The sequence below is a fragment of the Terriglobales bacterium genome, assembly GCA_035487355.1.
Classification (GTDB): Bacteria; Acidobacteriota; Terriglobia; order Terriglobales; family Acidobacteriaceae; genus QIAW01.
The window spans coordinates 1-2,673 of sequence record DATHMF010000057.1; the positions used below are offsets into that span (position 1 = coordinate 1).

Annotated in this window: 5 protein-coding genes; 3 read left to right on the top strand and 2 right to left on the bottom strand. The window is 52.9% G+C overall.

From position 1 onward, the window contains the following. Positions 1-114: 114 nt before the first annotated feature. Positions 115-435 (bottom strand): tetratricopeptide repeat protein, encoded by a 321-nt coding sequence (locus tag VK738_11450; GenBank protein HTD23263.1) that lies wholly within the window; start codon positions 433-435, stop codon positions 115-117. A 165-nt stretch (positions 436-600) separates the two neighbouring features. Here VK738_11450 and VK738_11455 point away from each other — a divergent pair, with 165 nt between their 5' ends. Together VK738_11455 and VK738_11460 are read left to right on the top strand one after the other, a co-directional pair. Further along, on the top strand, positions 601-849 hold the full coding sequence (locus VK738_11455; GenBank protein HTD23264.1) for an AbrB/MazE/SpoVT family DNA-binding domain-containing protein: 249 nt from the start codon (positions 601-603) through the stop codon (positions 847-849). After that, a complete protein-coding gene (locus VK738_11460) occupies positions 843-1,184 on the top strand; it encodes a type II toxin-antitoxin system PemK/MazF family toxin (protein HTD23265.1) in 342 nt (113 codons plus the stop codon). The genes VK738_11455 and VK738_11460 overlap by 7 nt, the downstream gene beginning before the upstream one ends. 32 nt (positions 1,185-1,216) lie before the next feature. On the opposite strand, the gene VK738_11465 is transcribed toward VK738_11460, so the two are convergent. Then, a complete protein-coding gene (locus tag VK738_11465) occupies positions 1,217-1,546 on the bottom strand; it encodes a DMT family protein (protein ID HTD23266.1) in 330 nt (109 codons plus the stop codon). Positions 1,547-1,901: 355 nt separating this feature from the next. Between VK738_11465 and VK738_11470 the strand changes: the two genes are divergently transcribed. Beyond that, the coding region (locus VK738_11470; GenBank protein ID HTD23267.1) for a sodium/proton-translocating pyrophosphatase at positions 1,902-2,673 on the top strand (772 nt) is incomplete at its 3' end.

The window sequence follows — 2,673 nt, forward strand, 5'->3', positions numbered from 1 at the left end:
GATATTTGAAGAAAAAACGAGAAGTGATTGTGCCCTGGACCATGCACCCGGTTGTGAAAATTTATCAGCTCTTGCCTGGGTTGGTGGAGTGGGCCATGCTGCGCATGGCAAAGCCTACGGAGTGACCTGCTCAAGTTCGGCCAGCATGGCTTCCATTTCAGATCGCGCGTGAGCGTTGCCAGTTCGCGAAGCGGAAACAATTCCGTCCGATAACATCTTTTTCGCTTCCGCCGCGCGATTTGATTTTGCCAGCGTCTGCGCTGCCATGAAGTATCCGGCTGTGTAGTCAGGATGGGCCGCCAGCAATTTGTGAAATTCTTGCAAAGCGCTGTCGACATCGCCGGAGTTGGAGAACTCCATGGCAAGCCCATAGCGCGCAAAGGCGTCGTTGGGATTCTGCGCAAGAATTTCGTTAAGCATCGCTATGCGGTCCATGGAAATTGAGCCCTCGACGGATTTCCAGTTTGAAAGCCAGCTTACTACAATTGAGAAGCGACATACGCTAATATGCCGCAAGTTCTTTTTTCGTCAACAAAAAAAGTCGGTATCTACAATAGTATCATTCCGTGTATACTATGTAGATGCAGCGGAGGTAAAAAAATGTCGGCATCTCAAATCGTGAAATGGGGGAACAGTCTCGCCGTGCGAATTCCAAAGCCTGTAGCCGAAGAATCCGGGTTCAACCAGGGGGACAAGATCGTCATCAAAGCCGTGCACGGCAAGATTGAGCTGCAGAGGAAGGACACCCTCCCGACCCTGCGTCAATTGGTGGCCCAGATCACTCCAGAGAACCGTTATGCTGAGACCCCGACAGGTCGCGAACGAGGGAAGGAAGCGGTTCAGTGGTAGCCGCCTACGTCCCTGCCGCCGGCGACGTGGTCTGGCTCGATTTTGATCCGCAAAAAGGGCGCGAGCAAGCAAAACGCCGGCCCGCGCTAGTTTTGACCGAGCGAAGCTACAATCGGGCCAGCGGGCTAATTATCGTCTGCCCTCTTACCAGCCGCCGCAAAAACTATCCATTCGCGTTGCCTACCGTGTTTGACCAAGTGGAAGGCGCGGTTCTGGTGGATCACTTGAAAAGCATGGACTGGGCGGCTCGGCGCGCTTCTTTTCATTCGAAAGCGGAGTCTCAGCTTCTACAGCGAGTTCGCGGTTATGTCGCCGTCCTGTTAGGAATTCGCTAACTTACAAGGTTTCTGCCAGCAGCCGTTACTCCTCACCATTTCTTGAAGATCACGAAAACGGCTGCGATGATCATCAAAAATCCCACCGCGTAGTTCCAACGAACTGGTTCTTTCAAATATAAAACTGAAAACACTGAGAAAACAGTCAGCGTGATCACTTCCTGAATCGTCTTCAATTGCGCTGCGCTGAACGCGTAGGAGCCGATGCGATTGGCCGGCACTTGAAAGCAATATTCCGCAAAAGCGATGAGCCAGCTGATAAGGATGACCTTAAAAAGAGGTACGTTGCGGTACTTCAAATGGCCGTACCACGCGAAGGTCATGAAGATATTTGAGATGGTGAGAAGCACTACCGTGGTCATAAACGCATTTTGCCATAACGCCGCCTGCGCCCTTCGGGCTTGATTCGCCACCAGAGGAGAAGATGTACAGGAAAAGAGGTACGGATTCCCCCCGATTGACCTGCTTGCTCCCGAGTGCTATAAAGACGAGGTTTTGTGTGCTGGCCGTCTTGCGCGTTTTACCGTCCGCTCGCGAGAGGTTGGCACGGAACATCCGACGCGGCCAAGCTCAGAAGTCTTGTTCAAGTCGTGTAGTGGAAGCGTGTTCGGAACTGCGGCCTACGATGAGCGCGGCGTTCTATTTCGCGCCATGGTTGCCGGAACTGGTGCCAAAACACGTTGTCATCCTGGATAAGTTCATCCTCGGAGGATCCCTATGCGCAGTTATCTAGCAGGTCTTTCATGTAGCGCCCTCGGATTGGCAAAAACCGCTGCATCCGCATTCTTTGTCCTGGTGTTATTGGCGTCAACCGCTCTGGCCCAACCGGCTCCGGAAGCCGGAGGCGAAGCCAACCTCAAACTGCCCGATCTTTCCCAGGTCAGCTTTCTGGGAATGGACGGTCACAAACTCCTCACCATAGGAATTCTGTTCTGCATCTTTGGACTTGCCTTCGGACTGACGATCTACGTTCGCCTGAAGAATCTGCCAGTCCACCGCTCAATGCTGGAAATTTCCGAATTGATTTATGAGACCTGCAAAACCTACCTCGTCACTCAAGGCAAGTTCCTGATGCTGTTGTGGGTGTTCATCGCCGTCATCATCGTGTTGTACTTCGGCGTCTTTGCTCCAGTGCCGGGCAAGCCCATCAGCACTACGCTGCCTATCATCCTACTGTTCAGCATCGTTGGCATCGCGGGTAGTTACGGAGTGGCCTGGTTCGGTATCCGGGTCAATACATTTGCTAATTCTCGAACCGCGTTCGCAAGTTTGCGTGGGAAGCCCTATTTCGTCTATCAAATTCCGCTCGAAGCCGGCATGAGTATCGGCATGATGCTCATCAGCGTCGAGTTGTTGATCATGCTTTTCATCCTGCTCTTTGTGCCCCGGGATTACGCCGGCTCCTGTTTTATCGGCTTCGCGATTGGAGAATCACTCGGTGCTGCGGCGCTGCGGATTGCTGGCGGCATCTTCACCAAAATCGCCGACA